23 protein-coding genes are annotated in these 26424 nt (G+C 66.7%); 18 read left to right on the top strand and 5 right to left on the bottom strand.

Translation table 11 applies throughout. The features are described 5' to 3' along the window. Positions 1 to 204: 204 nt before the first annotated feature. Positions 205 to 1545, bottom strand: a complete 1341-nt coding sequence (murA, locus tag SSP29_RS44205; protein WP_089106630.1) for a UDP-N-acetylglucosamine 1-carboxyvinyltransferase — start codon at positions 1543 to 1545, stop codon at positions 205 to 207. A gap of 307 nt (positions 1546 to 1852) precedes the next feature. Here murA and SSP29_RS44210 point away from each other — a divergent pair, with 307 nt between their 5' ends. The 10 genes from SSP29_RS44210 (at position 1853) to SSP29_RS44255 (ending at position 14362) form a co-directional block, all read left to right on the top strand. Further along, positions 1853 to 2425, top strand: coding sequence for a YqgE/AlgH family protein (locus SSP29_RS44210; RefSeq protein WP_089106631.1), 573 nt, complete (start codon positions 1853 to 1855; stop codon positions 2423 to 2425). Positions 2426 to 2477: 52 nt separating this feature from the next. Continuing rightward, positions 2478 to 2750 (top strand): DUF3039 domain-containing protein, encoded by a 273-nt coding sequence (locus SSP29_RS44215; protein WP_150136117.1) that lies wholly within the window; start codon positions 2478 to 2480, stop codon positions 2748 to 2750. 233 nt (positions 2751 to 2983) lie between these two features. Further along, positions 2984 to 4276 (top strand): extracellular solute-binding protein, encoded by a 1293-nt coding sequence (locus SSP29_RS44220; RefSeq protein WP_089106633.1) that lies wholly within the window; start codon positions 2984 to 2986, stop codon positions 4274 to 4276. Beyond that, positions 4273 to 5232, top strand: coding sequence for a carbohydrate ABC transporter permease (locus SSP29_RS44225; protein ID WP_089106634.1), 960 nt, complete (start codon positions 4273 to 4275; stop codon positions 5230 to 5232). The genes SSP29_RS44220 and SSP29_RS44225 overlap by 4 nt, the downstream gene beginning before the upstream one ends. Positions 5233 to 5237: 5 nt before the next feature. Beyond that, a complete protein-coding gene (locus tag SSP29_RS44230; RefSeq protein ID WP_089106698.1) occupies positions 5238 to 6083 on the top strand; it encodes a carbohydrate ABC transporter permease in 846 nt (281 codons plus the stop codon). 13 nt (positions 6084 to 6096) lie between these two features. After that, on the top strand, positions 6097 to 7719 hold the full coding sequence (locus SSP29_RS44235) for a beta-N-acetylhexosaminidase (protein WP_089106699.1): 1623 nt from the start codon (positions 6097 to 6099) through the stop codon (positions 7717 to 7719). A 287-nt stretch (positions 7720 to 8006) separates the two neighbouring features. Next, positions 8007 to 8900 (top strand): FAD binding domain-containing protein, encoded by an 894-nt coding sequence (locus SSP29_RS44240; RefSeq protein ID WP_089106635.1) that lies wholly within the window; start codon positions 8007 to 8009, stop codon positions 8898 to 8900. Next, positions 8897 to 10567, top strand: a complete 1671-nt coding sequence (locus SSP29_RS44245; protein WP_089106636.1) for a 2Fe-2S iron-sulfur cluster-binding protein — start codon at positions 8897 to 8899, stop codon at positions 10565 to 10567. Before SSP29_RS44240 ends, SSP29_RS44245 begins: the two co-directional genes overlap by 4 nt. After that, entirely contained in the window at positions 10564 to 12876 is a 2313-nt protein-coding gene (locus SSP29_RS44250) for a xanthine dehydrogenase family protein molybdopterin-binding subunit (protein WP_089106637.1), read from the top strand. Before SSP29_RS44245 ends, SSP29_RS44250 begins: the two co-directional genes overlap by 4 nt. Before the next feature lie 316 nt (positions 12877 to 13192). After that, a complete protein-coding gene (locus SSP29_RS44255) occupies positions 13193 to 14362 on the top strand; it encodes an SUKH-4 family immunity protein (protein WP_174856056.1) in 1170 nt (389 codons plus the stop codon). A 31-nt stretch (positions 14363 to 14393) separates the two neighbouring features. Here the strand turns inward: SSP29_RS44255 and SSP29_RS44260 are convergent, their stop codons facing one another. From SSP29_RS44260 to SSP29_RS44270, 3 genes are read right to left on the bottom strand one after another with little or no spacing between them, the layout of a single operon-like run. Beyond that, entirely contained in the window at positions 14394 to 15071 is a 678-nt protein-coding gene (locus tag SSP29_RS44260) for a response regulator (protein ID WP_089106638.1), read from the bottom strand. Next, positions 15068 to 16267: a sensor histidine kinase gene (locus SSP29_RS44265; protein WP_089106639.1), complete on the bottom strand. Its 1200-nt coding sequence runs from the start codon at positions 16265 to 16267 to the stop codon at positions 15068 to 15070. Before SSP29_RS44265 ends, SSP29_RS44260 begins: the two co-directional genes overlap by 4 nt. After that, the gene (locus SSP29_RS44270; RefSeq protein WP_089106640.1) at positions 16264 to 17103 is read right to left on the bottom strand and encodes a CPBP family intramembrane glutamic endopeptidase; all 840 of its coding nucleotides are present in this window, start codon (positions 17101 to 17103) and stop codon (positions 16264 to 16266) included. Before SSP29_RS44270 ends, SSP29_RS44265 begins: the two co-directional genes overlap by 4 nt. A gap of 238 nt (positions 17104 to 17341) precedes the next feature. Here SSP29_RS44270 and SSP29_RS52065 point away from each other — a divergent pair, with 238 nt between their 5' ends. The 6 genes from SSP29_RS52065 to SSP29_RS44285 all read left to right on the top strand — a co-directional run bounded on the left by SSP29_RS52065 (position 17342) and on the right by SSP29_RS44285 (position 23572). Continuing rightward, complete coding sequence (locus SSP29_RS52065) at positions 17342 to 17986, top strand: DUF3566 domain-containing protein (RefSeq protein ID WP_167450151.1); 645 nt, start codon at positions 17342 to 17344, stop codon at positions 17984 to 17986. Between the two features lie 555 nt (positions 17987 to 18541). Then, the gene (locus SSP29_RS44280) at positions 18542 to 19147 is read left to right on the top strand and encodes a recombinase family protein (protein ID WP_089106642.1); all 606 of its coding nucleotides are present in this window, start codon (positions 18542 to 18544) and stop codon (positions 19145 to 19147) included. Between the two features lie 1170 nt (positions 19148 to 20317). Further along, positions 20318 to 20764 carry a hypothetical protein gene (locus SSP29_RS52680; protein ID WP_145969029.1) on the top strand — a complete coding sequence of 149 codons (447 nt, stop codon included), beginning with the start codon at positions 20318 to 20320 and terminating at the stop codon, positions 20762 to 20764. Further along, a complete protein-coding gene (locus SSP29_RS52685; RefSeq protein ID WP_145969030.1) occupies positions 20761 to 21012 on the top strand; it encodes a hypothetical protein in 252 nt (83 codons plus the stop codon). Before SSP29_RS52680 ends, SSP29_RS52685 begins: the two co-directional genes overlap by 4 nt. Positions 21013 to 21813: 801 nt before the next feature. After that, the gene (locus SSP29_RS52690; protein WP_145969031.1) at positions 21814 to 23079 is read left to right on the top strand and encodes a helix-turn-helix domain-containing protein; all 1266 of its coding nucleotides are present in this window, start codon (positions 21814 to 21816) and stop codon (positions 23077 to 23079) included. 139 nt (positions 23080 to 23218) lie between these two features. After that, on the top strand, positions 23219 to 23572 hold the full coding sequence (locus SSP29_RS44285) for a hypothetical protein (protein ID WP_089106643.1): 354 nt from the start codon (positions 23219 to 23221) through the stop codon (positions 23570 to 23572). Between the two features lie 528 nt (positions 23573 to 24100). Here the strand turns inward: SSP29_RS44285 and SSP29_RS44290 are convergent. Further along, positions 24101 to 25261: a helix-turn-helix domain-containing protein gene (locus SSP29_RS44290; protein ID WP_089106644.1), complete on the bottom strand. Its 1161-nt coding sequence runs from the start codon at positions 25259 to 25261 to the stop codon at positions 24101 to 24103. Positions 25262 to 25406: 145 nt separating this feature from the next. Between SSP29_RS44290 and SSP29_RS44295 the strand changes: the two genes are divergently transcribed. Both SSP29_RS44295 and SSP29_RS52695 read left to right on the top strand, forming a co-directional pair. After that, the gene (locus SSP29_RS44295; protein WP_089106645.1) at positions 25407 to 25790 is read left to right on the top strand and encodes a DUF6415 family natural product biosynthesis protein; all 384 of its coding nucleotides are present in this window, start codon (positions 25407 to 25409) and stop codon (positions 25788 to 25790) included. Positions 25791 to 26157: 367 nt separating this feature from the next. Next, positions 26158 to 26370 (top strand): hypothetical protein, encoded by a 213-nt coding sequence (locus SSP29_RS52695; protein WP_145969032.1) that lies wholly within the window; start codon positions 26158 to 26160, stop codon positions 26368 to 26370. Positions 26371 to 26424: the final 54 nt, after the last annotated feature.

Genomic DNA, 26424 nt, shown 5'->3' on the forward strand with positions numbered 1-26424 from the left:
CTCCACCAGGGGCCGCCCCATCGTCGTACCAACACTTACAGGCGTCAGCCGAGGGCCTTGCCGGGCAACTCCACCTTGGCGCCGAGTTCCACCAGCTTCTCCATGCTGTGTCTACCCGGGGGCTGTGACATCAGCGGCTCCGCCGCGGGCCCCCGGACCCCCAGCCGGGGGGCGTTGCCCCGGGCCGGGGTCGGGAGACGCCGGTCAGCCGAGGGCCTTGCCCGGCAGCTCCACCTTGGCGCCGAGTTCCACCAGCTTCTCCATGAAGTTCTCGTAGCCGCGGTTGATGAGGTCGATGCCGTGGACGCGGGACGTGCCCTGGGCCGCGAGGGCCGCGATGAGGTACGAGAAGCCGCCGCGGAGGTCGGGGATGACCAGGTCGGCGCCCTGGAGCTTGGTGGGGCCGGAGACGACCGCCGAGTGCAGGAAGTTGCGCTGGCCGAAGCGGCAGGCCGAGCCGCCCAGGCACTCGCGGTAGAGCTGGATGTGAGCACCCATCTGGTTCAGCGCGGAGGTGAAGCCGAGGCGGGACTCGTAGACCGTCTCGTGGACGATCGAGAGGCCCGTGGCCTGGGTCAGGGCCACGACGAGCGGCTGCTGCCAGTCGGTCTGGAAGCCCGGGTGCACGTCCGTCTCCAGGGCGATGGACTTCAGCTGGCCGCCGGGGTGCCAGAAGCGGATGCCCTCGTCGTCGATCTCGAAGGCACCGCCCACCTTCCGGTAGGTGTTCAGGAACGTCATCATCGAGCGCTGCTGGGCGCCCCGGACGTAGATGTTGCCCTCGGTCGCCAGCGCCGCCGACGCCCAGGACGCGGCCTCCAGACGGTCCGACAGGGCCCGGTGGGTGTAGCCGCCGAGCTTGTCCACGCCGGTGATGCGGATCGTGCGGTCGGTGTCGATCGCGATGATCGCGCCCATCTTCTGCAGCACGCAGATGAGGTCCTCGATCTCCGGCTCGACGGCCGCGTTCGACAACTCCGTGACGCCCTCGGCGAGTACGGCCGTCAGCAGCACCTGCTCGGTCGCGCCGACGGACGGGTACGGCAGCTGGATCTTCGTGCCGCGCAGCCCCTTCGGCGCCTCCAGGTACTGGCCGTCCGCCCGCTTCTCGATGGTCGCGCCGAACTGCCGCAGCACGTCGAAGTGGAAGTCGATCGGCCGGCCGCCGATGTCGCAGCCGCCCAGGCCCGGGATGAAGGCGTGGCCGAGCCGGTGCAGCAGCGGGCCGCAGAAGAGGATGGGGATCCGGCTGGACCCCGCGTGGGCATCGATGTCAGCGACGTTCGCGCTCTCCACGTACGTCGGATCGAGCACCAGCTCACCGGGCTCCTCGCCCGGACGCACCGTCACCCCGTGCAGCTGCAGCAGGCCGCGCACCACCCGCACGTCACGGATGTCCGGAACGTTGCGCAGCCGACTGGGTGCGCTGCCCAGCAGGGCGGCGACCATGGCCTTCGGCACGAGGTTCTTCGCACCGCGGACCCGGATCTCGCCCTCCAGCGGGGTTCCGCCGTGGACAAGCAGGACATCGTCGTTGACGGTCATGAATCTCGCGTTCCATGGAGTTGGGCAGGGCAGGAAAGACAGAGTAATCGCCCATCGGCCTACTCCCGTATGCCCAAGGACCGCCCAGCTACGTCATAGCTGTGTCACAACACGAACGGTGCCTAATCGGGCACATGGGGTCACCGCCGGTGACCGTGCGCCGGGGGCGCTCCCTTCCGCCCTCCCGTCTCCCACCACCACCCTCAAGCGAGGCCTTACCAGGCCGCCCCTCCAAATCATGGCTGCATTCACTCCCACACCCTGATTGGCTCCCCATGGGAGAGGAAGATGCGGGATCATGTCTGGCATGACCGAGGTGTCCTCGCTCACAGGGCGGCTGCTCGTGGCCACGCCCGCCCTGGCGGACCCGAACTTCGACCGTGCGGTGGTGCTCCTTCTCGACCACGACGAGGAGGGCTCCCTCGGTGTCGTCCTCAACCGCCCCACCCCGGTGGACGTAAGCGACATCCTGGAGGGCTGGGCCTCCCTCGCCGGCGAGCCGGGGGTCGTCTTCCAGGGCGGCCCGGTGTCACTGGACTCCGCGCTCGGCGTGGCGGTCATCCCCGGCGGGGCGAACGGCGACCGCGCCCCGCTCGGCTGGCGCCGGGTGCACGGCGCGATCGGCCTGGTCGACCTGGAGGCCCCGCCGGAACTGCTCGCCTCGGCCCTCGGCTCCCTGCGGATCTTCGCCGGTTACGCCGGCTGGGGCCCCGGCCAGCTGGAGGACGAACTGGTCGAGGGCGCCTGGTACGTCGTCGAGTCCGAACCCGGCGACGTCTCCTCGCCGTCCCCCGAAAGACTCTGGCGCGAGGTGCTGCGCCGCCAGCGCAACGAACTCGCGATGGTCGCCACATATCCGGACGACCCCTCGCTCAACTGACCGCGGACCTTCTCGCGCCCGTTGTCCGGGCGCTTCAGTACCCTTGGCACTCATGAGCACTCTTGAGCCCGAGCGCGGGACTGGTACGGGGACCCTCGTAGAGCCGACGCCGCAGGTGTCCCACGGTGACGGCGACCACGAGCGCTTCGCCCACTACGTCCAGAAGGACAAGATCATGGCGAGCGCCCTCGACGGCACCCCCGTCGTGGCGCTGTGCGGCAAGGTGTGGGTGCCCGGCCGCGACCCGAAGAAGTACCCCGTGTGTCCCATGTGCAAGGAGATCTACGAGTCCATGGGCGGCGACGGCGAGGGCAAGGACAAGTAACCCGCCGGTCCGACCGCTCGGCTCTCCGAGGCCCCGGGCACGCTTTGGCGTGCTCCGGGGCCTTTGTCGTGCCCGCGCGTTGCACGGAGTGCGTCCCGCGGTCACAGAGTGGTTGAGACCTCTTGTCGGCGTGTTCATGTAGTCCCTAGCCTCCGTGGTGTTGTGCAGAGCGAAACACCCGTTGCATACCTTGCAACGCCCCGTGCTTGAGCGCGCTCCCGGAGGGTCACTCCATGAAGCTCCCCGTCCCCGCACTCCTCGTCGGCGCCCTGTTCCTGGCCGCCGCCTGCGCCCCGCAGACCTCCTCCAACTCCGCTTCCGACAAGGACGACAAGAGCGGCACCCTGCGGGTGTGGCTCTTCCAGGAGGTCGGCAACGACCCGAAGCAGAAGGTCGTCGACTCGGTCGTCGCCGCCTTCGAGAAGGCGCACACCGGCACCAAGGTCGACGTGGAGTACATCCCGGTCGACACGCGCGCGCAGCGCGTCAAGGCCGCCTTCAACGACCCGGCCTCGGCCCCCGACGTCATGGAGTACGGCAACACCGACACCGCCGGTTACGTCCACGACGGCGGACTCCTCGACGTCACCAAGGAGTTCGCGGCCTGGCCCGCGGCCAAGGACACCGACCCGACGGCCAGGCAGTCGGTCACCGTCGCCGGCAAGGTCTACGGCGCCCCCTTCTACGTCGGCGTCCGCGCCCTCTACTACCGCACGGACGTCTTCAGGGAGCTCGGCCTGAAGCCGCCGACGACCATGGCCGGGCTGGCCTCCACCGCTCGTAAGATCCGTGCCGCGAAGCCCGACCTGTACGGCCTGGTCGTCGGCGGCGCCTACACCTACGGCGCGATGCCCTTCATCTGGGCCGACGGCGGCGAACTGGCCACCGCCGAGGGCGGCTCGTACACCTCGGCGATCGACAGCGCGGCCGCCCAGAAGGGCATCAAGGCGTACACGTCCCTCTTCGGCGACGACAACTGCCCGGCCGCCAAGTGCGCGGGCTTCGGCGGCAACGACACGGTCACCGCGTTTGCCGCGGGCAAGGCGGGCATGGCGATCGGGGGCGACTTCAGCCACGCGGCCGTGGAGGCGGGGAGCGTCAAGGGCAAGTACGCGGTGGTGCCGCTGCCGGGGGCCACGGCCGGCTCGGTCGCACCGGCCTTCGCGGGCGGCAACAACATCGGGGTGCTGAAGAGCACGACGCACCGGACGCTGGCCGTCCAGCTGATGGAGGAGCTGACCGCCAAGAAGACGCAGGCGGCGATGTTCGACGCGATGGGATTTCTGCCGACGTTCAAGGACGTCCGTGACCAGGCGGCCGCCAAGGAGCCGTTCGTGAAGCCGTTCGTGCAGACGCTGGCCGCGGGGACGAAGTTCGTACCGGCGTCGGCGGGGTGGTCGCAGATCGACTCGTCGCTGGTGCTGCCGACGATGTTCCAGGAGGTCATCAGCGGCAAGAAGAGCGTGGGGGCGGCTTCGCAGGAGGCGGCGAAGAAGATGGATGACGCGTTTGGCTCCGCCGGATGACGCCGACCGGGGTGGGGGCGGCGGTGCGTGGGCGAGTGCGGGTGCGTGGGGGCTTGTCGCGCAGTTCCCCGCGCCCCTATGGGGGCGCTGGATGGGGCCCTTGGCTGTATCTCGCCCCTGCTCTCGTCGTCCTCGGGGGCCTGCTCGTCTACCCCATCTACCAGCTCGGGCTGATCTCCGTCTTCCGGTACACGCAGGCTCAGGTCAGTGGTGGTGAACCCACCGCCTTCGTGGGGCTGGGCAACTACTCGGACGTCTTCTCCGACGACCAGTTCTGGTCGGTGCTGCTGGCCACCGTCGGCTTCGCCGCCGCCTGTGTGGTGTCGACTCTCGCCGTCGGCTGTGCGCTCGCCGTGCTGCTGACGCGCGTGCGTGCGCTGCCGCGGCTGGCGCTGATGCTGGCCGCGCTGGGGGCGTGGGCGACTCCGGCCGTCACCGGGTCCACGGTCTGGCTGTTCCTCTTTGACCCGGACTTCGGGCCGGTGAACCGGCTGCTCGGCCTCGGCGACCACTCCTGGACGTACGGGCGCTACTCCGCCTTCTTCCTGGTCCTGCTCGAAGTGGTCTGGTGCTCCTTCCCGTTCGTCATGGTCACCGTGTACGCCGGGATCCGCGCCGTACCGGCCGAGGTGCTGGAGGCCGCCGCACTGGACGGGGCCTCGCAGTGGCGGATCTGGCGGTCGGTGCTGGCGCCGATGCTCCGGCCGATCCTGATGGTCGTCACCATCCAGTCGGTGATCTGGGACTTCAAGATCTTCACGCAGATCTACGTGATGACCGGCGGGGGCGGGATCGCCGGGCAGAACCTGGTGCTCAACGTGTACGCCTACCAGCAGGCCTTCGCCTCCTCGCAGTACGGGCTGGGCGCCGCCATCGGTGTCGTCACGCTGCTGGTCCTGCTCGCCGTCACCCTGGTCTACCTGCGGCTGCTGCGCCGGCAGGGGGAGGAGCTGTGACCGTCGTGAATCTTGTGCGCGGGTTCGGGCGCCGGCCGGGCCGGCTGGCCGCCGAGGGGGCGGCACTGGCGATCGCCGTACTCGTCGCCTTTCCGCTCTACTGGATGGTGCTGGGCGCCTTCAAACCGGCCGGGGAGATCGAGTCGGACCGGCCCCGGCCGTGGACCCTCGCGCCCTCTGTGGACTCCTTCCGGCGGGTGTTCGGGCAGCAGGAATTCGGTCGTTACTTCGTCAACAGCCTCGTCGTCGCGGGCAGTGTCGTGGTCGTCTCGGCGCTCGTCGCCTTTCTCGCCGCGACCGCCGTGACCCGATTCCGGTTCCGCTTCCGGACCACCCTGCTGATCATGTTTCTGGTGGCCCAGATGGTGCCCGTGGAGGCCCTCACCATCCCCCTCTTCTTCCAGATGCGCGACTTCGGTCTGCTGAACACGCTGGGCTCGCTGATCCTGCCCCACATCGCCTTCTCGCTGCCCTTCGCGATCTGGATGCTGCGGGGGTTCGTGAAAGGGGTGCCGGAGGCGCTGGAGGAGGCCGCGTACATCGACGGGGCGAGCCGGTCGCGCTTTCTCTGGCAGATCCTTTTCCCGCTCGTCCTGCCGGGCCTGGTGGCCACGAGCGTGTTTTCCTTCATCTCCGCCTGGAACGACTTCCTCTTCGCCAAGTCCTTCATCATCAGCGACACTTCGCAGTCGACCCTGCCGATGGCGCTGCTGGTGTTCTTCAAGCCGGACGACCCCGACTGGGGCGGGGTGATGGCGGCGTCCACGGTGATGACGATTCCGGTGCTGGTGTTCTTCGTACTCGTACAGCGACGCCTGGTCTCGGGACTGGGCGGAGCGGTCAAGGACTGAGGTGATTTCGGAGATGGATCTGATTCCCGCGCCGCGCAGTGTCGTCGCCGGTTCCGACGAGGTGCGGCTGACGGCGCACTCACAGCTCTACGCCGGTCCGGGGACGGAGGGCGTCGGCCGCTGGCTGCGCACCGTCCTGTGGGCGGCGGCCGGTCTGCCGTTGCGCGAGGGACGGGAGCTCGACGACACCGACGGCGACGGCATCGGGCTCTTGCTCGACCCTCGCCTCGGCCCCGAGGAGTACCGCCTCGTCAGCGATCCGGCCGGCGTCCTCATCGAGGGCGGCAGTGCGGCGGGTGTCTTCTGGGGTGCCCAGACGCTGCGACAACTCCTGGGCCCTGCCGCGTATCGCAAGGCCGCCGTCGAACTCGACCGCACTTGGGCCGTGCCGCATCTCACGATCGAGGACTCCCCCCGATTCGCCTGGCGCGGCCTCATGCTCGACGTGGCCCGGCACTTCATGCCGAAGGAAGGCGTCCTGCGCTACCTCGATCTCATGGCGGCGCACAAACTCAACGTCTTCCACTTCCACCTGACGGACGACCAGGGCTGGCGCATCCGGATCGAGCGCTACCCCCGGCTCACCGAGGTCGGCTCCTGGCGGACCCGCACGAAATTCGGTCACCGGGCCTCACCGCTGTGGGAGGAGAAGCCGCACGGCGGCTTCTACACCCAGGACGACATCCGGGAGATCGTCGCCTACGCGGCCGAGCGGCATATCACCGTCGTCCCCGAAATCGACGTACCGGGACACTCGCAGGCCGCCATCGCCGCGTATCCGGAACTCGGCAACACCGACGTCATCGACACCACCTCCCTGACCGTCTGGGACTCCTGGGGGATCTCTCCGAACGTACTCGCCCCCACTGACAACACCCTGCGCTTCTACGAGGGGGTGTTCGAGGAAGTGCTCGGTCTCTTCCCGTCGGAGTTCGTTCACATCGGCGGCGACGAATGCCGCAAGGACCAGTGGCGGGCCTCGCCGGCCGCGCAGGCGCGCATCAAGGAACTCGGGCTCGCCGACGAGGACGAGTTGCAGTCGTGGTTCATCGGACACTTCGCGAAGTGGCTTTCCGCGCGCGGGCGCCGGCTGATCGGCTGGGACGAGATCCTGGAGGGCGGGATCGCCGAGGGCGCGGCCGTCTCGTCGTGGCGCGGTTACGGCGGCGGGATCGCGGCCGCGCGGGCCGGACACGACGTCGTCATGTGCCCCGAGCAGCACGTGTACCTGGACCACCGGCAGGCCGCCGGCGCCGACGAGCCGGTGCCGATCGGATTCGTCCGCACCCTGGAGGACGTGTACCGGTTCGATCCCGTTCCGCCGGGGCTGGACGAGTCTCAGGCGCGGCGGATCCTCGGCACCCAGGCCAACGTCTGGACCGAGGTGATGGAGGACCACGCGCGCGTGGACTACCAGGCCTTCCCCCGGCTCGCCGCCTTCGCCGAGGTCGCCTGGAGCACCCTCCCGGCGCCGGGGGAGCGGGACTTCGCCGGCTTCGAGCGCCGTATGGCCGCGCACTACCGGCGGCTCGACGCCCTGGGGGTCGCCTACCGCCCGCCGGCCGGGCCCCTGCCGTGGCAGCAGCGCCCCGGCGTCCCCGGCCGCCCGATCGACGGCCCGCCCCCGAACCGCTGACCCCGCCCCGCCCCCTCGCCGGTCCCAGGCCCCGGCGCCTCTCCCCGCTCCGAACGCGTAATGGAAAAAAGACCGCAAGGATCACCGAAGAGTGTCAATCGGTACGCATTGGCAATGGTGGAAGAAAACGGACCAAGTCGCCGATGAGGTGGGCGAATGCCTCCTAGCGGACCCGTGCGTTCGAGGCTTGCGAAGATGTGCCAGAGTTGCCACGTCCGCCCTGTGAGCACGTACCGTACGGCCACACAGGTGGGACCAGGTGGGGCAGCGGGAAGGGGCAGCCGGTTTTGACCACGCACGCACCGCAGGCGGCGCAGTCCGTCACGCTGCCCACGACGCTGAACGAGGCTGTGGCGGCCCTCACCGCCATGCCCGCCGCCGTCCCCGTCGCGGGCGGCACCGACCTCATGGCCGCCGTCAACTCCGGACAGCTCAGGCCCGCCGCCCTGGTCGGCCTCGGCCGGATCAGCGAGATCCGCGGCTGGCAGTACCAGGACGGCAACGCACTGCTCGGCGCCGGCCTCACGCACGCGCGCATGGGCCGCCCCGACTTCGCGGCCCTGATCCCGGCGCTCGCCGCCGCCGCGCGGGCCGCCGGTCCGCCGCACATCCGCAACGCCGGCACCCTGGGCGGCAACATCGCCACCGCCGCGCCCACCGGCGACGCGCTGCCGGTGCTCGCCGCCCTGGAGGCGACGCTGATCATCGCGGGACCGGGCGGATCCCGCCGGGAGATCCCGGTGTCGCACCTGCTGGCCGGCGTGGAGATGCTCCGCGCGGGCGAGCTGATCGGCTTCGTGCGGGTGCCGCTGCTGCACGCCCCGCAGGTCTTCCTGAAGGCGACCGGCCGCACCGGACCGGGCCGCTCGGTGGCCTCCGTGGCGCTCGTCCTCGACCCCGCGCGGCGCGGCGTCAGATGCGCCGTCGGCGCCATAGCGCCGATGCCGCTCCGGCCCCTGGACGCCGAGCAGTGGGTGGCCCGGCTGATCGACTGGGACAACGACCGCGCGCTCGTCCCGGAGGCGCTGGCCGCCTTCGGCGAGTACGTCGCGGCCGCCTGCATTCCCGACCCGGCCCCCGAGCCGGACGGCTCGGTGCCGTCGCTTCCGCCCGCCGTACTGCACCTGCGGCGTACCGTCGCCGCGCTGGCCCGACGAGCACTGGGGAGGGCGCTGTCATGACCGACGACCAGCACGGAGAGGGCGCGCCCGCGAGCGGTGGCGGCCGCTGGAACCCGCTGCCCCAGGGCGACTACGACGACGGCGCGACCGCCTTCGTGAAACTCCCCGAGGGCGGCATCGAGGCCCTGCTGTCCGCTGACAGCCCCCTGGCCGCGCCCGGACACGGCTATGTGCCGCCGCAGATAACGGCCGCGCCCGGCACCGACACCTGGGGCGCGCCGGCCGACGACAACCGGTGGCCCGACCCCAACGCGGTCCCCCGGGAACAGCCGGCCGACGACCGGTTCACGTACAACCCGGCTTCGACCCAGCAGTGGACGTACGAAGAGCCGCCGCCCGCGCCCGGTCACGATGTGACCGGCCAGTGGTCGATCCCGGTCGCGACCGGCGACGCCCCGGACGAATCGGGCGAGTTCACCACTTCCGCGCTCATGGAGCAGTGGGGCGGCACGCCGCCGGCGACCCTGCCGGGCGGCGCGTCCGCACCATGGGCGGCGGAGACCCCGGCGTGGGAACACCCCGCGGGGGCCCCTGGATCGCCCGCTGAGCCCCTCGCGGGCCACGGCGACACTCCGGCCTTCGGCCTCGCCTCCGGAGCCGCCGGTGCGCCACCTGTGGCCGACGCGCCGACGGGGAGCGAAGGGGGCGAAGCGGGCGATACCGGCGAACTGCGGGCAATTCGTGAATCGCCTGATGCCGGCGGAGCCGACACGCCCCACGCCGTCGGCGGACACCCCGCCCACGATCCGCAGGCCGCCGACGGCGAGTCCGCCCCGCACGGGCCGGCCGCACCCGACGGCGAGGGCGTCACGGATGGTGCGGGCGGGAACCAACACGCCGAAGGCGAAGCCGAGGCGGTCGACGACCACCCCCTCGCCTCCTATGTGCTCCGCGTCAACGGCGCCGACCGCCCCGTCAGCGACGCCTGGATCGGCGAGTCCCTCCTGTACGTCCTGCGCGAACGCCTCGGCCTCGCCGGCGCCAAGGACGGCTGCTCGCAAGGCGAGTGCGGCGCCTGCAACGTCCAGGTCGACGGCCGCCTGGTCGCCTCCTGCCTGGTCCCCGCGGTCACCGCGGCCGGCAGCGAGGTCCGCACGGTCGAGGGCCTGGCCCAGGACGGCCGGCCCTCGGACGTCCAGCGCGCCCTGGCCCGCTGCGGAGCCGTCCAGTGCGGCTTCTGCGTCCCCGGCATGGCGATGACCGTCCACGACCTGCTGGAAGGCAACCCGGCCCCCACCGAGCTGGAGACCCGCCAGGCCCTGTGCGGCAACCTCTGCCGCTGCTCCGGCTACCGGGGCGTCCTGGACGCCGTCAACGAGGTCGTCGCCGAACGCGAGGCACACGCCGCCGCCGACGCTGAGACGGACGGCGACGAGGCCCGTATTCCGCATCAGGCGGGACCGGGCGCCGGCGGCGTCAACGCGTCGGCGTTCGACTCCCCGGGCACCTTCGGGGCCGGAATCCAGGTCCCGCACGAGCAGTCGTACGACCAGTCGTACGGTGGCAACCAGTCGTTCGGTGGCAACCAGTCGTTCGGCGGGAACCAGTCCTTCGGCGGCAACCAGACGTTCGGCGGCAACCGCACGTTCGGCGGCAACCAGTCGTTCGACGACCAGAGCCACAGCTACGACGATCAGTCCTACGGCCCGGACGGAGGCCAGGCGTGACCAACGAGACCGTCACCACGACCACGGCCGCGGAGACCCCCGTCGCCGCCCCCGAGCCGCTGCCGCACGGCCTCGGCGTGTCGCTGCCCGCCGCCGACGCGGGCGCGAAGACCGAGGGCACCTTCCCGTACGCGGCCGACCTGTGGGCCGAGGGCCTGCTGTGGGCGGCCGTACTGCGCTCCCCGCACCCGCACGCGCGCATCGTGTCGATCGACACCAGCCACGCGCGCGAGATGCCCGGCGTACGGGCCGTCGTCACCCACGAGGACGTCCCCGGCACCCCGCGCCACGGCCGGGGCACCCCGGACCGCCCGGTCTTCGCCTCCGAGGTCGTACGGCACCACGGCGAGCCCATCGCGGCCGTCGCCGCCGACCACCCGGACACGGCCCGGATGGCCGCCGCCGCCGTCATCGTCGAGTACGAGATGCTCGACCCGGTCATCGACCCCGAGCAGTCCTTCGAGGCCGAGCCGCTGCACCCCGACGGCAACCTGATCCGGCACATCCCGCTCCAGCACGGCGACCCGGACGCGACCGGCGAGATCGTGGTCGAGGGCCAGTACCGCATCGGCCGCGCCGACCCCGCCCCCATCGGCGCCGAGGCCGGACTCGCCGTGCCCCGCCCCGACGGCGGGGTCGAGCTGTACCTGGCTTCCACCGACCCGCACACCGACCGCAACACGGCCGCCGCCTGCTACGGCCTGTCGCTCGAACAGGTGAAGATCGTCGTCACCGGCGTGCCCGGCGCCACCGCCGACCGCGAGGACCAGGGCTTCCAGCTGCCGCTCGGCCTGCTCGCCCTCAAGACCGGCTGCCCGGTCAAACTCACCGCCACGCGCGAGGAGTCCTTCCTCGGCCACGCCCACCGCCACCCCACCCTGCTCCGCTACCGGCACCACGCCGACGCCGAGGGCAAGCTGATCAAGGTCGAGGCGCAGATCCTGCTCGACGCGGGCGCCTACGCCGACACCTCCGCCGAGTCCCTGGCCGCCGCCGTCTCCTTCGCCTGCGGCCCGTACGTCGTCCCGAATGCCTTCATCGAGGGCTGGGCCGTGCGCACCAACAACCCGCCCTCCGGCCACGTCCGCGGCGAGGGCGCCATGCAGGTCTGCGCCGCCTACGAGGCGCAGATGGACAAGCTGGCGAAGAAGCTCGGCCTCGACCCGGCCGAGATCCGCCTGCGCAACGCGCTCGCGACCGGTGACGTGCTCCCCATCGGCCAGACGGTGACCTGCCCGGCCCCGGTCGCCGAACTCCTCCAGGCGGTACAGGACTTCCCGCTCCCCGCGCTGCCCAAGGACACCCCCGAGGACGAGTGGCTGCTGCCCGGCGGCCCCGAGGGCGCGGGCGAGCCGGGCGCGGTGCGCCGGGGCGTCGGCTACGGCCTCGGCATGGTCCACATGCTCGGCGCGGAGGGCGCCGACGAGGTCTCGACGGCCACCGTCAAGGTCCACGACGGCATCGCCACCGTGCTCTGCGCGGCCGTGGAGACCGGCCAGGGCTTCACCACCCTGGCCCGCCAGATCGTCCAGGACACCCTCGGCATCGACGAGGTCCACGTGGCCCCCGTCGACACCGACCAGCCGCCGGCCGGCCCCGGCTGCCGCGGCCGCCACACCTGGGTCTCCGGCGGTGCCGTCGAACGCGCGGCCAAGATGGTCCGCACCCAGCTCCTCCAGCCCCTCGCCCACAAGTTCGGCATGTCGACCGAGCTGCTCCAGATCACCGACGGCAAGATCACGTCGTACGACGGCGTCCTGTCGACCACCGTCACCGAGGCGCTGGACGGCAAGGAGCTGTGGGCCACCGCCCAGTGCCGCCCCCATCCGACCGAGCCGCTGAACGCCGAAGGCCAGGGCGACGCCTTCGTCGGCCTCGCCTTCTGCGCGATCCGCGCGGTCGTCGACGTCGACATCGAGCTGGGCTCGGTGCGGGTCGTGGAGCTGGCCGTCGCCCAGGACGTGGGCCGGATCCTCAACCCCGCGCAGCTCAACGCCCGTATCGAGGCCGGTGTCACGCAGGGCGTGGGCATCGCCCTGACGGAGAACCTGCGCACCCCGCGCGGGCTGATCCGCCACCCCGACCTCACCGGATACGCCCTGCCGACCGCCCTCGACGCCCCCGACATCCGGATCGTCAAACTCGTCGAGGAACGGGACGTGGTCGCCCCCTTCGGCGCCAAGTCGGTCAGCGCGGTGCCGGTCGTGACGTCCCCGGCGGCCATCGCCTCCGCCGTCCGCGCGGCCACCGGCCGCCCGGTCAACCGCCTCCCGATCCGCCCGCAGGCGGCGGTGGTCACGGGCCAGTGAGCCCGTCCGGGGCCGGCCGCCGGACCCGACGCCGAACCACGCCCGCGCACCCGGCCGTCGGGACTGCGGCCGGGCACCTCTGAACCCACCGTGGAACAGGCGGTGGAGGAGATTCTCACCGGGACGGAACGGTCCAGGGTCGCCTGACGTCTCTTCAGCGGGGCGTTGTCAGTGCCGCGGCGTAGTGTTCTGGGCAGTGGGGACGGCCGTTCCGGAGGGGAAGCCCGGACGACCCGCCATGCCCTGCCGACTTCGACGCACGACGCACCACCAGACCCACTTGCACGTCCTGAACACTTTGATCGCGGGGGCAGCGATGAGCACGATCAGCACGACCGGCAGCGGTGCGGCGACGATCACGCTGACCGAGGCTGAAATGGACCGATACATCACGCACGAACCGACCCGCAGCCGGCTCGCCGGCCCCGGACTGCCCGACAGCGGCGGCCTGCTGACGTTCGAGCCGCTGCGCACGGCCGGTCTGCGCACGCTCGCGGACGTCACGGACGGCCCGTCCCGGCTCGCGGAGGAGCTCCGGGACCGCCTGGTGATAGGGGAGCTGCTGGCCCCGGCCGGCCTGGACCCGGAGTCGATCCTCCTCGACGGCGGCACCGGCGAGATCACCACGGCCTACCTGATCGACCCCACCGACCCCCGCCCGCTGGCGCCCTCGCTGGAGACGCTGCTGCGCTTCGCCGCGGTCACCGAGGAACTGACGGGCCTGCGCGGCCGTTTCGCCTCCCTCGCCGGGACGTACGGCACGAAGGCGGCCACCGAGGCCTCCCGCAAGCTCCTGGAGCTCTTCGAGGAGGGCACGGCCGGCCGCGTCCCGCCGTACTGGAAGGCGACGGCCCTGATCCGCCCCCTCAGCCTGGTCGCGGGCCCCGGCACGGACTCCGGGCTGGCCGTCGACCTGCCGGCCCGGCTCCTGGACCAGGAGTTCGGCCAGGGCCGGGTGGCCCGCTTCGAGGAGGTCGACTTCCCGCCCACGCTCACCCACGAGCCGACCCGCCGCTTCCTGCGCGAGACCGGCCTGCCCGAGGACGCGGTCCTCTTCCACCTCGACCCGGACGCCCCGCTCCCCACCCTGTGGGAGTACTTCACCGACATCCACCCGGGCGGCTTCCCCCTGGACGACCTCCCGTCCCACGCCGACCGGCTCATACGCCTCGGCTACCTGGTCGAGGACAACAGCCTCGTCGTGGACGGCACCACGGGCGCGATCCTCAACTTCTCCGAGCCCGAGGCGACGCTCTACCCCCTCAACACGGACATCTCCACGCTCGCCTACACCCTCTGGCTCCTGCACCACGAGCGCACCATCGACGAGCACCTGAACCACGAACTCACCACGGAGGCCTACGACCAGCTCGCCGCGACCATGCTCCACACCCTCGCGACCATCGACCCCACGCCCGTGACGACGGACGCCGACTGGCACTACTGGACGGAGCTGTTCCAGGACGAGGCGGGCGGGGTGCTGTAGCGGCGGGGCAGGTCAGGTCACCCGGGGCGGGTCAGGTCACCAGGCCCTGGCGATAGGCGTAGACGACGGCCTGGACACGGTCGCGCAGACCCAGCTTGGCGAGGATGCGGGACACGAAGGTCTTGACGGTCTCCGGGCTGAGCACGAGGGCCGCGGCGATCTCGCCGTTGGAGAGGCCGTCCGCGATCAGCCGCAGCACCTCCAGCTCGCGCGGGGTCAGCGGAACGCCGTGCGGGGTGCCGCCGTCGGCGGGGCGGATGCGGGCGGCGTAGCGGCCCACGAGCTGCCGGGTCACCTCGGGGTCCAGCAGGGCCGCGCCCGTGGCCACGGTCCGGATGCCGTGCAGCAGCCGGTCCGGCGGCGCGTCCTTGAGCAGGAAGCCGCTGGCGCCCGCGCGCAGGGCCTCGTAGACGTACTCGTCCAGGTTGAACGTCGTCACCACGAGCACCTTCACCGGATGCGGCACCCCGGCACCGGCGAGCAGCCGGGTGGCCTCGATGCCGTCGAGGACCGGCATCCGGACGTCCATCACCACGACGTCGGGGCGCAGCCGCCCGGCGAGGTCGACCGCGGCCTGCCCGTCCCCGCACTCGCCCGCCACCTCCAGGTCGGGCTGCGCGTCGATGATGGTCGCCAGGCCGGTGCGGATCAGCACCTGGTCGTCGCAGACCAGGACCCGGATCGGTGCCGCCTCGCCCGCGGCGGTCACGCCGGGTTCCCCACGGGTATCCGGGCCCGGACGACGAACCCGCCGTCCGCCTGCCGGCCGGCGCTGAACTCGCCGCCCAGCACGGCCACCCGCTCCCGCAGACCGGCGAGCCCGCGCCCGCTCCCGCCGGGGGACGCGGTCGGCCGCCCGGAACCGCCGGAAGCGCCGGGGCCGCCGAGCCCGTCCGTGTCGACCTCCACGGTGATCTCCTTCTCGCCGTGCCGGACCCGTACCGAAGTGCGGCTGCCGTGGGCGTACTTGAGGGCGTTCGTCAGGGACTCCTGTACCACCCGGTAGGCCACCAGGTCGGCGCTGCCGGCCGAGTCCGTCGGTGTGCCCTCCTCGGTGAACTCCACCGGCTGCCCGGCCCGGCGCGTCTGCTCCACGAGCGTGAGCAGCCGGCCGGCCGGCGGGGTCCTGACCCCCGTACCGCCGGTGCCGGTGCCGTGGTCGGGATTGAGCAGGTCGAGCAGATGGCGCAGGTCGGAGATGGCCCGCCGCCCGGTGTCGGTGACGGCGGTCAGCGTCTGGTCGAGGCGGTCCGGCGCGGCGGTCAGATACCGGGCCGCCTCCGCCTGCACGACCATCGCCGTCACATGGTGGGTCACCACGTCGTGCAGCTCGCGGGCGATACGGGTGCGCTCGGCGGTGCGGGTGTCCTCGGCGACACGCCGCCGGCGTTCGGCCTCCGCGGCCCGGGTGGAGCGCAGCCACGCCCCGACGCCCCACGCGAGGACCAGCGCCAGGTAGAACGTCACGAACCCGCTCGCCGTCTCGCCTCCCGACCCCAGCCGGTGCAGCGCGACCGCCAGCGGCACGTAGGCCGCGGAGAACACGAGCGCGCCGGCCCGCCGGTGCCGTTCCAGATGGGCGCCGGTGCTGATCAGGGCGAGCGGCAGCGCGGTACCCGCGACCGAGTGGTAGCCGCGCAGCTGGTCGACGGCGAAGCCGAGGGACACCAGGGCCAGCGAGACGGCCGGCCACCGCCGGCGCACGGCGAGCGGCAGGCACTCCAGGCCCAGCACCGCGATGGTCAGCGCGTCGAAGGGGCGGGTCGGCAGCTCTCCGACCTGGGTCCCCTTGCCGTGCAGGGCCGGCAGGAACGACCCGGCCAGGAGCAGCAGCCCGAGCGGCAGATCCCGGACCGTGACGTCGAGCCGGTGCCACCACCCGGGCGCCTGCCGAGGACTGATCACCGCGGCAGTGTAGCGACGGAGCCGGCCGGGACACCCCGTCGCGGACGCGGTACCAGGTGCCCCCGCCGCCTGGCGAGCCACAGGAACGCGACCGTCACCAGCACCCCGAGCAGCACCGAGTACACGCTCGCCTCCGGCCCGAACTGCCCGCCGGTGACCAGCCGCGACCCCGAGGTGGAGGCGTCCAGCAGCCCCTGCTGCGCTCCGCCGCTGCCGGAGACCTCGGTGCCGAAGATGCCGGACTCGGCGAAGTTCCAGCCGAAGTGGAGGCCGATCGGCAGCCAGAGGGTGCGGGTGGCGGCGTACGCGGCACCGAGCATGCCGCCGGCCTCGATCGCGATGGCGAGGGCGCCCCACACGGTCGCGTCCTTGTTGAGCAGGTGCATCATCCCGAACAGCGCCCCGGTCGACACCAGCGCGATCCAGGTCCCGGTGCGCTCCTCGACGATCCGGAACAGCACGCCCCGGAAGAGCAGTTCCTCCGTCACAGCGGCGGCGACCATGTACCCGACGACCCCCACCGCACCCCCCACCGAGCCCACCCCATGGACGGAGTAGTCCCCGAGGAAGGCGATGTTCCCGATGACGCACGCGAACGTCACCACACCTATGGCCGTCCCCCGCCCGAACGCCACCCGGGCACCCTCCCGCCCCACCTCCACGCTCGGCCGATGCTCGGTCCGCCGTACCACCCACCCGTAGACGAGCACCGCGACCACGGCGGTGAGCAGGCCGAGGACCAGGGTGAGGAACCAGTTCCCCTGCACCGCGGCGACGCCCTGCCCCCCGACGAAGGCGACCGCCGCGACCGCCAGGAGCTGCCAGACCAGCCTCATGATGACTCCCTCACAGGATCCGCAGCCCAACCGCTGCGACTGGCCCGAACGCTACGGATCGGCCGCCCCGCAATCGTCACCACGCAGTGGACACCTGCCTGTAGCTCGCACGGGGGACACCCCGAACGGCCGTCACCACTCAGGCGGGCGCGCTCCGGTCACTCACCGTCATCACAGCGGATGCGCGGCCGCACGCCTCCACCTAACGTCGCAGGTGAGGACCAGCCAGGGAGCGGACATGACCCGAACCAAGCGCAGCAGGACCCGTGGCACGGCCCGTAAGCCGGCGCCGAGGATCTCGTCCCGCGTGGTGACGTCACCGACGGCGCCCACTCCGACGGCACCCGAACGCGGGTCGCCGCAGCCGGCGCCGCCCCGTGATCACGCCTTCCCGCACGGCCCACCGCGCCGGCCGACCCGCATGCGGATATCCGGGACCAACCCGTGGTCGGTCACGGTGATGAGCTTCTTCTTCCTGACGGGACTGGGGGTGTGTGTCCTCGGCGCCGCTCTCGCCACGTCGGTGCTGCTGGACATCGTGGCCCCGGGCGAGTGGCCGACGCCGTGGGAGACGCTGGTCGTCGCCACCGGGGTCGTCGCGCTGGAGATCCTCCTGGGCACCGTTCTGGCCTGCCTGTGCGGCTTCATGTACAACTACACCGCCCGGTTCAGCGGCGGTGTCGAAGTGGCCCTGACCGGCGATCTCAGCGACCCGCCCCCGGCCGCCCAGGCCCTCCGGCTCCTGACACGGCTGCACGCGCGCGCCCGCCGGCGCCTGGACGCCTGGACACCGGCCAACCCCTTTGCCGGCGGGCGCCTTTCCCGCCGACCCCACGGCGACCCATCCCCACCCGACGCCGACCCCCGCCCCCGGCAGCCGTAGCCCCCCGGACAACCACGAGGGCGGCCCCTCGCCCGAGGTGCCGCCCTGTCGTTGTGCCTGGTCACGCGTTAAGAGGCCATGGCGGGAATCGAACCCGCGTAACTCGCTTTGCAGTCTGCTCACGCAGCCTGGGACTCGTACCGAGTCTGACCAGGCTCGTCCCCTTGGTCAAGCGGTTCTGACCAGTGCAGGCGACTGACTCAACATGGGGACGCGTGGCTCCCCTTGGGGCACACACGGCTACTGCCCTCCCCCTAGGGAGCCTCAGCCACGAAGAAGACCAGGCGGGGTAGTCCGGGATTCCGAACGGTGAAGGTAGGGGGGTCTTTGTACCAAGGGCTGCACTGTCACCTGACGACCTGTCAGAGAGCTGCGCCCTGGTGTAGGCGCCCTAGCGGAAGCGTTCATCAAACGGTCGTCTGCTGATCCTGAATGCCTGAGTGAGGTATGTCCGGTTAGCCCGATCCTGCTGTTTCATCAAACGGTTCATCTATCTGCTATCATCTATCTAGATAGAAGGACGTTTGATGAAGATGATCTAGAAGGAGACAGGGCATGGCACTGGTTGGACTGGTCCGAGTCAGCACGGACAAGCAGGAGACGGCACGGCAGCACGACGCACTGAACGGCGCAGGGTGCGTCAAGGTCTTTGAGGAGAAGATCAGCGGTAAGACGCACGTGGAGGAGCGCCCTGGTCTGCTTGCGGCTCTCGACTACATGCGCGAGGGGGACGTGTTGTGCGTCCAAGAGGTTGACCGACTCGGCCGTAACCTCCTGCAAGGGCTGATCATGCTGACTGAGCTGTTTGAACGGGGCGTAGCCGTAAGGGTGTTGGACGGCATTGCCAAGGGTGACCACACAGAGCGCTCCCTGATCCTTGACCTTGCATTCGCTCTGGCAGAGGACAGGCGCAGGGACATTGTGAAGAAGACCAAGAACGGCTTGGAGGCTGCGAAGAAGCGTGGCCGCGTAGGTGGACGTCGTGCGGTCATGTCGGAAGCCATGGTCATTCAGGCTGCTGCTCTCAGGGCTCAGGGCTACACCATCAAGCAGATTCAGCCGCACCTCACGTACAAGACTCAGAGCGGAGAGACCCGTAACCCGTCCGTGGGAGCCATCTCGCAGGCTCTGACTGCCTATGAGGAGCAGAAGGATTCGTAAGCCATCACAGAGCCGTACAGACCCTCTAGAGCCTCTGCCTAACCGGTAGGGGCTCTCTTGCTATCCCACTCCTACTACAAACCTTGAGACAATGGAGGGGAGCGCCGGAAAGGGCGCTGACACGTCCCTACGGGGAGCGCAGCAGACGACACAGAACGGAGTACAGCCATGGGAGATTACGGACCAGGATTGCCAGTCGACATGGACGCCATTGACCAGGTAGCCGAGACAGCCACACAGGGCAGTCAGGGGGCGGACGCTCCCCTATCGCCGGAAGACAGTGAGGTGCTGGAGAGATTCCAAGGTGCTCTTGGAAGCGGGCACCGAGTGGCCAACTTCGCTCAAGGCACCGGAGAGGGAAGAAAGAACGGCTTTGGCCTCAGAGCTATTGCGGAAGCGATTCCGGAAGTCTAGGAATTAATGGAAATTACCCGATGTGATATCGAGCACATTTAACCACAGCGCAATACGGAAAAACTACTCAGCGTTGCCATTGAATAAATCAAGGCCCCGATTATGACTTTAGGTCACGATTGGGGCCTTTTTCTGTCTCCTCATAAACCAACATTGTGTGCGGGCATGGGATAATGGATATGAAAGGCAAGGAATACCATTCGGAATACACAAGGAGTATCACCAGGGGCATAGGGAAAATAGCGAAAGACTAAGCCAATGAAACGCAAGAGACTACAAGACCTCCCTATCTGGCGTGGAGACTTTGAACCAGGAGAGACAGCGGTATGGATCTGGCACAACGAAGATCTATCGTGGAATCTAAGGTATTCCGCTCAAAAGCTACTGCTGAACTTCGCTCTTAACCACAGAGAGCGCTACATAGAACAACTGATCAGGGCCGGATGGATGATCCATGACGAGAAGGGTCTACGTTCTGTAATACCCGGAAAGAGCAGAGATGGAAGAAACGGAAGTAATTGAACTAAGGCATGAAGCCAGGATAGACGCGAGAGCCAACCTCTTGTGGACATACCTGAATCTTCACCAGGAAAAGACGAGATTCACGCAGTCTGAGCTATCGGAAGTCCTGGCATTGGGTTCGGACGGAAGAAGCCTCAGGGAAGCCGTGGCAAACCTAGAAGACCGTGGATTGCTGCGCGTGGACCGAGCGCACAAGCCACACCGATACGAACTACTAGAAATGGAAACAGCAGAATGACAGATACCAACGCATTCAACTTCGGAGCCAACGAGAACTGGTTTGCGCGCTACAGCAACCCTCAGGCTCAGGCCGAGAGAGCCGCTAGAAAGGCCGCAGCTATCGACGCAGAGCAGCGCAGAATGATTGAGGACCACAAGCAGCGACAGACAGCGGCTGTAATGGAGCAGGCCGGACCAGCGGTCCTCTCTCTTATCCGCCAGTACAACGACCAGAATCGCCCTGCACTGACCAGCGAAGTGAAGAAGCTGTTCAAGGAGCATCTACAGGGCGCAACGGATCAGGACTTTCAGACGACCCTAGCCGTCTTGACGGAGTCAGGAGCAGTTATGGAGAAGGTTACGACTAGCGGAATCAGTGGGTACGGAACGGAAGGATTCATGGGACAGAAGACGACCGCGCTTTGGTCTATGGAATGGCTAAACGAGCAGGGAGGGCAATGACAGAGCTAGAAGACCTCAGCTTCCCGGCTATCGCCCTCTACACCCTATTTGAAGACGGATACGAAGCAGACTCACTCCATACGCGAGAAGTCTTTTACCAGGGCTTCCCCGAAGACGATTACGAAGACGCAATGGATGAACTGATGAAAGCGGATATGTACCCCGAAGCCGGCGAGCCCCTTAGATATAGCGAACCAAGGGGAGTTCTTTTCAGTCAGAGAAGCGCAAGACCGATAGTGATTGACTAAACAGAAACAGAAATGCCCCCAATCCCACGGCCAGGAAAGGGGGCGTTTCTATAGATGCGTCGAATAGTGTTCCGGGACAAAAGCTATCTACAAGAAAAGGATACGCCATTCTTGTGGATAGCTGAGTTCTTAACCGAATGCCCTAGGTAGTTGCCCCAATGAAATCGGTATGTCCGAATTCAATTCGGCCGGAATGGCTAGCACGCTCCCCCAGGGGACTACATAGCCACGTACGGCGCTCTAGACGCTGCGCCGGACACAGGGAGCAGCGGGAGCCCCGTAGGGGACTTTGCGGAGCGTATACGGGCCTCTCAGAGCCGTACCGAGCGTCAGGGGCGACGCTACGCGCTACCGGACTAGCGGCTCCGAGTAGGTGCTAAGGAATCGAGAGCGCGGGATTATGGTCCGTGAGTCGATCATCCGTCAAGGGGTTGACACCAGATCATCATGGGCTACTCTGCTGCTCTTACTTCAACCCCAGCAGATACGTAGCCCCATGGGAATACAGCCCATGGGGATTTTTCTGCTCCCGTAAACGAGAAAAGCCCTACTCCTTGACTGTGTGAGGAGTAGGGCTATCCCGGAAAGGAGGAAGCAAGCAAACAATGAAACCATTACCGGGTACGAAATCATCCGCTTAAAGAATACCAGCAATAGCGCCAGTGATCGTTGGCGGGATTGCCATTGATGAGAAAATAGATATAGCCGCACGAAAGGAAGTCGTGCAAATGAACCGTAGAGCAGAAAGAATACCAACCAAACCAGCTATCCAAAGGATACCTAGTAGAAAGAATACCAAACATGACCGACAACAATGAACGAGTCCCGCAGACGCTAGCGCCAAACGCTCTGATCCTGGGAGAACTGAAGCCAACTGTATTTGTGCGCTGGATCATTCTCGCTATGGACTTTGGGCCGCTCGATTACAAGTCGTACGAGTGGCCAGAGCTAGAGAAGCTTCTGAATCTGACCAGGAAGCCGGTAGGACGACTGTTGAACTCCCTGGAAGCCGCAGGATGGCTGTCTCAGGAGAAGACCAGGGACGGAGTACGCATCTACCTGTTGCCGACTAATGAGGGCGCAGAGGAGCACCTAGCGGATATCAAGCAGGCAAACGAGTACGCGTCAGAGGTCAACCAGGGGCGTAGATACGTCGTAGGACGCGCTAAGCCGCAGTCGTACCGCAACCGGTACATGGCAAGGCACGGGAACTTCACCATGGTCCCTGAGACGATCCTTAACGACGGCCGATTCAGTCTCAATGAGCTAGCTACCTATGTGGTCATCCGATGCACGACCGACGATCACAGCTTCTGGGGAACCAGAGCACTGGCAAACGCAGCAGGAGTAAGCCAGCCGACGCTTACCAAGGCTCTCAAGACACTCAAGGAGTCTGGTTACCTGGTGTACGACGGAGTCCAGAGGGTGTCCAACAGGTACGGCTTCAACGAGAAGCCGGAACCTGTATTTAGTCAGATGGAACCTGGGTTTAGTCAGGGAGAACCTGTATTTAGTCAGACGGAACCTGCATTTAGTCCTATCAATACTGAACTCAATACTGAAGAGATCAATACTGAACTTGATACCGACCCGCAGGGCGAAGCCCAGGGTCTTGGGGAGAACAGAGGTAGACAGAGTTTCTCCGACTTGAACAGAGTTCCCTCACAGGGAAGAGATGGAACAGAGGTATTTCCTGGCACTGAGCTATCGCACTCCGTGCGACGTACTCTCGCTTCGCTCGGTACGAAGGAACAGAGTTCAACAGAGGTAATGACCGACTTGAACAGAAGTAACGCAAGTTACCAAGTAGTAACTAAGGAAGAAGAGGGAGAAGAAGAGATGAGGGTTCAAGTACCCGCATCTGACGATGTGTCATATGCGGGTTCACGTACCCGCCGCGTCAGCGGCTATCCGCAGAAGACCTATGCGGAAGTCAGGGAAGAGTTCAGCGCGCTGAAGCGCTCCAACCAGCAAGCCAAGGAAGCGAAGCGGGAAGCCGCTAGACTAGAGCGGCCCGTAGAGCCAAGCACAAGCCTGCACTTGCGAGAGAGGGAGTCTGATGGCTAGGAGAACTACCAAGATTTGTAAAGACTGTCAGGAGTCCAAGACTCGGAACAGATTCACCAGGGACGGCCGGACCGTAGATGGACTCCGCAAGGTCTGTGAGGACTGTAGGAGCGCCGTACAGCGCCCCGTAGCCGCTCCTATGGCCGAGGAGGCCAGGGAGCAGCAGAACGGCTCTCAGAGGGGCGTAGAGAGCTTTGACGAGATAGTGAAGGGGGTGGAGTCTCCGCCACTCCTGGACTTCCCATGGGTTGCTGACGATCACCCTTGGACCCCGGAAAAGAACGAAGCACTGTTCGGAATCGTAATGGCATTGCTGCGCGGTGATTCCTACGGCTCCAAATACTTGATGTCTCAGGCTTGCAAAACTTGGGAAGACGTTATCCACCTGTCCGCTTGCGTCATTGACTGCCTGATTGAATTCGGCGTGAAGGATAAAGAGGCATTCCTGGAGCTACTGCGGGATGCCGTTATCGAAAGGGCTGGAAAGGTATAACCGAATAGAGAATAGAGGGAATTCTGTAACTCGATCGCCGGCTGGACATTGCCGAGTATTACGGAATTCCTTCTATGGGTATTGATAATTGGGCTACTGTATTTGATTTAAAGGGAAATTCCAGCCGGGACACCCGGTTTCCGTAGGGATCTCCACCAGATAGAGTTACTCCTGTCGAACACCACCAACTAAAAGAGCCGATACCTCCGAGTTTGGAGATACCGGCTTTTTCTCTTGGTAGTTACTCGTCTTACTTCGGGTAGTGCATCGTCATGACTCGGTGAGTCTTCACTGCCATCTTTCCTGCCTTGTACAGCGTCAGAATCAAGCACTTGGTTCCTGACTGGTTCACTCCTGGTTCGATGGACAGTACTTCGGCTGTCTTACCGTTCCAGAGCCTCAGATGGTCACCTGCCTTCAACTTCTTCGCTGGCTTTCTCGCTGGTGAGCTGATGGTTACCTCCTCCTTTCCTCAAACTCCTTTCATCATCTCACCCACCACTGACAAACGAGAATGGTTCGTTCCGCTTACTGCTCTATGGCTTTGAGTCCCTGGTATGCCTCTCGTAGGTCTGCACTCTCCGGAAGCTGTCGAGCCTCTACAGCCTTCACTACTTCCAGAGCACGCCACTGATTCGAGGGGACTACTCGGCCGGACAGGATGGCTTTCTGCGCCGAGTCACAGGCTTCGTCCAGCCGGTCATCCTTGAGGAGAACTAGGGCAAGGTCGATATTCGCTGAAGCCACACGCCTAGGCCACTGGCTTACGTCGTCTCCGGGACTCAGCCTCTTAATGACTTCCCGCGCGTAAGGCTCTGCGGCTACGTCCCCTAGCCATGCGAGCGTCGTAGCCATGTAGGAAATTGCTTTGGCAGGGTCGTAGCGGTAATGGTGCTCTGGGGTGTCAGGGGTGCCTTTGGAGGCCGAGAGAGCCTGTACCCGCTCGATAGCCGAGTAGGTCTCTTTTCCCTCTCCGAGCCGTGCGTGTGCTCTGCCCTCTTGAGCGGTCGCCTGAATGATGGCTGAACCGTTGGCAGGAGCTATCTCCTGTGCGGCTCGGGAGAGGTCAACAGCCTGGACGTAATCACCATCGGTAAGAACCCTCCAAGCCTCAGTCTCGAAACACCATGCCTCAATCTCTGTGTGCCCGGATTCTCTGGCTAGCGTTGCTGCTGTCTCCAGTCGAGCCGTAGCCGCATCGTCTTGCATGAGATCGATATGGACTGTCGCACCGAGTAGTGAGAACCACCCTCCCAAGACCAACAAGCGCCGGTGCTCAGACAGGGTCTTCTTTCCGTCGAGCAACTTCCCCACGTAGCCGGAGTGCTTGCGTACCTGCCTCAGCAAGTCTTCCGGCTTGGCTTTCGGGTAGGCCATGGCCAGACCATCAAAGGCACGCTCTAGACGCTCAAGGGTGGCGTTACCTACATCGCTTGCCTGTACGCGTCGGACAAGTTCCCATGCGTCCATCTCGTCGTCATGGTCGCTATGAGAGCCGCTGTCTTCCACCGTCAGGGAGAGGCCGAGGTATTCGTTAATGGCTTGGGTCAACTCAGCAGAGGGAGCCTGTTTCCCATTGAGTACGCGACTCAGATAGGCAACGTCGTAATGGAGTTCCTTGGCTGCACCTCTGAGGCTCTTGCCCTGCGCCTTAAGTGCCGTCCGTACCTCTGACCCGAAGTCGACCATGGTGCAGCTCCCGTTGACTGTTGACGTCCATCGTAGTCAACGCTGGTCAACTGCCCTATGGCATCGGCGCATCGGTTGTGTGGACAGACGCAAAACCACCCGACCACATGCAGGGTGATCGGGTGGGCCGACTACAGGAGCCGACATGGCGAACCGTACCGCCGACCATGGCACCGACAGCAAGCCGGATCACGTGCCCATTGATGTCCAGACGATGCGCGAGACAGCCGCATCTCTGCTGGCTGAGGATGCTGAGCTTCCAAGCGCTGAGGAACTGGAGACCCTGACTCTCCTGTTGCGGGGAATGATCATGTTGGCTATCCCCGAGGTGGAGCAGAAGACCGTAGGTCTCCCCGAGGACGACGTTCCCCGCGCGTGCGCTCTGGCGTGCGTAGGAGAGGCCCGTATGAGGCTGAGGCTGGAACCCTCCAACGCAACGCTTCCGGCAGGCGTAGCGCACGCTCAGAGGCTCGCACGGTCCGTCAGAGCCCTGTCTGATCACTACGTGAATCTCGGGGGCCAGTCGTGAGCGTGCCGACTGTGCATGTCTGTAGGGCGTGCGACGAACCGATTGCCAATCCGGCAGACGCTGTAGCCGTTGCTCATGAAGTCGGCAACTCCGGTCCTGGTTGGACTGTTTGGGCTCACCGTTGGCATGCAGACCAGGTAGACATCATCAATCCAGACCTACTCAGGATCATGATTCGCATCTGGGCTGCAAAGCTGACACAGCCATGAGGAGCAGGCAGAGAACAAACGCACTCATAGCGGGAATGGCTCTGGCGGCTGCAACGGCGGTAGTCGGTTGTGGAAGCTCTGGAGCCAAGAGCAGAAGTGACGCTCAATCGGTTGATCCGGTAAAGGTCGCTCACTGTGGGACTGGCCAGGGAGAGTCCATGGAACTCAAGGCAACCAACGACTTCCCGAACCCCACGGCCTACATGATTCAGCTCTATTGGTTCGACAAATCAGGGAGACAGGTGGACGGGTTGAGAATGACCAGTCCCGCTATCCAACCTGGAAAGTCCGTCACGTTCACTGCTGAGGGGCGCGTACCCGGAGACACCGAGGGTTGGACCTGCGGTGTCAAGGTGCTTGGAGCGCAGTGAGTGCACATGAAAGCCCCGGCAACCCAATCAACGGGAAACCGGGGCTCTCGTGTG

The organism is Streptomyces hyaluromycini, from assembly GCF_002217755.1.
Classification (GTDB): Bacteria; Actinomycetota; Actinomycetes; order Streptomycetales; family Streptomycetaceae; genus Streptomyces; species Streptomyces hyaluromycini.

Bases quoted from the DNA above. Each gene is read 5' to 3' on its own strand.
- murA (WP_089106630.1), bottom strand. From the start codon at position 1,545: ATGACCGTCAACGACGATGTCCTGCTTGTCCACGGCGGAACCCCGCTG.
- SSP29_RS44210 (WP_089106631.1), top strand. From the start codon at position 1,853: ATGACCGAGGTGTCCTCGCTCACAGGGCGGCTGCTCGTGGCCACGCCC.
- SSP29_RS44215 (WP_150136117.1), top strand. From the start codon at position 2,478: ATGAGCACTCTTGAGCCCGAGCGCGGGACTGGTACGGGGACCCTCGTA.
- SSP29_RS44220 (WP_089106633.1), top strand. From the start codon at position 2,984: ATGAAGCTCCCCGTCCCCGCACTCCTCGTCGGCGCCCTGTTCCTGGCC.
- SSP29_RS44225 (WP_089106634.1), top strand. From the start codon at position 4,273: ATGACGCCGACCGGGGTGGGGGCGGCGGTGCGTGGGCGAGTGCGGGTG.
- SSP29_RS44235 (WP_089106699.1), top strand. From the start codon at position 6,097: ATGGATCTGATTCCCGCGCCGCGCAGTGTCGTCGCCGGTTCCGACGAG.
- SSP29_RS44245 (WP_089106636.1), top strand. From the start codon at position 8,897: ATGACCGACGACCAGCACGGAGAGGGCGCGCCCGCGAGCGGTGGCGGC.
- SSP29_RS44255 (WP_174856056.1), top strand. From the start codon at position 13,193: ATGAGCACGATCAGCACGACCGGCAGCGGTGCGGCGACGATCACGCTG.
- SSP29_RS44270 (WP_089106640.1), bottom strand. From the start codon at position 17,103: ATGAGGCTGGTCTGGCAGCTCCTGGCGGTCGCGGCGGTCGCCTTCGTC.
- SSP29_RS52065 (WP_167450151.1), top strand. From the start codon at position 17,342: ATGACCCGAACCAAGCGCAGCAGGACCCGTGGCACGGCCCGTAAGCCG.
- SSP29_RS44280 (WP_089106642.1), top strand. From the start codon at position 18,542: ATGGCACTGGTTGGACTGGTCCGAGTCAGCACGGACAAGCAGGAGACG.
- SSP29_RS52680 (WP_145969029.1), top strand. From the start codon at position 20,318: ATGACAGATACCAACGCATTCAACTTCGGAGCCAACGAGAACTGGTTT.
- SSP29_RS52685 (WP_145969030.1), top strand. From the start codon at position 20,761: ATGACAGAGCTAGAAGACCTCAGCTTCCCGGCTATCGCCCTCTACACC.
- SSP29_RS52690 (WP_145969031.1), top strand. From the start codon at position 21,814: ATGACCGACAACAATGAACGAGTCCCGCAGACGCTAGCGCCAAACGCT.
- SSP29_RS44285 (WP_089106643.1), top strand. From the start codon at position 23,219: ATGGCCGAGGAGGCCAGGGAGCAGCAGAACGGCTCTCAGAGGGGCGTA.
- SSP29_RS44290 (WP_089106644.1), bottom strand. From the start codon at position 25,261: ATGGTCGACTTCGGGTCAGAGGTACGGACGGCACTTAAGGCGCAGGGC.
- SSP29_RS44295 (WP_089106645.1), top strand. From the start codon at position 25,407: ATGGCGAACCGTACCGCCGACCATGGCACCGACAGCAAGCCGGATCAC.
- SSP29_RS52695 (WP_145969032.1), top strand. From the start codon at position 26,158: ATGGAACTCAAGGCAACCAACGACTTCCCGAACCCCACGGCCTACATG.